The sequence below is a fragment of the Bartonella sp. AD328YNZD genome, from assembly GCF_042196425.1.
Genome location: NZ_JBHIQG010000539.1, coordinates 1 through 1,146, shown reverse-complemented (window position 1 = coordinate 1,146; position 1,146 = coordinate 1). Strand labels below are relative to the sequence as shown.

Below are 1,146 nucleotides of genomic sequence, written 5' to 3'. Positions count from 1 at the left end.
ATATCGTTTGGCCATTTTAAGCTCACAATATTGTTTGTTTGCTTTTCATCTTTTATAAATTGTTTTATTGCCTCTGCCACACTTACTCCAGCAACAAAACCAAGTTGAGCAGCAGTTTGATGCACAATATCATCAATTAACAAAAGACTAGAATAAAGGTTCCCTTTAGGACTAGACCAAGTCCTCCCTCTTCTCGCTCTTCCCTGTAATTGTTCTTGTGCAACAATCCAAAGATAACCTTGATGACCAGCTTGTGCTTTTCGTTGTGCAATGAGATTTGTTGAATCGACAGTACTGTGCAATTCAACAGTGTATCCCTGTTTTTGTGCAAAATCTGATAAAATATAAACCATATTCGTTAAAACAATGCTGCTGCTGCTTTTTCTGCTAACTCAGTGAACCAAATTCCAAAAAGCATGTAAAACAAAATAAAGAAAGCAGAAAGACCAAGAAAAAATTGAAGCTCATTCGATAAAGCAACAAAATGCGTTTTTGCATCATCAAACCACATAATTTTAATGACTCGCAAATAGTAAAAGGCCCCAACAACAGACGCTATCATCCCAACGACAGCGAGTGGCGTAAGTCCAGCATGGACAGCAGCAGAAAATGTGTACCATTTCCCCAAAAAACCGGCCATAGGCGGTATGCTTGCTAGCGAGAACAGTTGTATTGTCATTACAACAGCCATAAACGGATTTGTCTTTATGAGACCTGAAAGATCATAAATATTTTCAACATTTCCATTATTCGAGCGCATTCCAAGAATAAAGGCAAATGAACCAATCGTCATTCCAAGATAAATAGTCATATAAAGAATAACGCTTTTTATCCCAAGCATATCTCCAGCAGATAAACCAACTAGCGCATACCCCATGTGACCAATGGATGAATAAGCCATCAAACGTTTAATATTGCTCTGACCAATTGCAGCAAATGCACCAAGTATCATTGATGTAAGAGCCATGAACACCAAAATTTGTTGCCATGCAGGCATAGAGCTATCAGAATGACTTAGTGGAATAAAAGTCATAACCATAAGACGAATAATGAGTGCCATCGCGGCAATTTTAGGGGCACCAGCAAAAAATGCTGTAATCGGTGTGGGCGCTCCTTCATAAACATCAGGTGTCCACATATGAAACG

The 1,146-nt window shown here is 38.7% G+C and carries 1 protein-coding gene and 1 pseudogene; both read right to left on the bottom strand.

The annotated features are described in order from the left end of the window. A pseudogene (locus ACFIO3_RS15800) lies at positions 1-353 on the bottom strand (biotin--[acetyl-CoA-carboxylase] ligase); the annotation flags it as partial. 5 nt (positions 354-358) lie between these two features. Then, positions 359-1,146: NADH-quinone oxidoreductase subunit N (locus ACFIO3_RS15795; RefSeq protein WP_375704629.1), on the bottom strand; the 788-nt coding region annotated here is incomplete at its 5' end.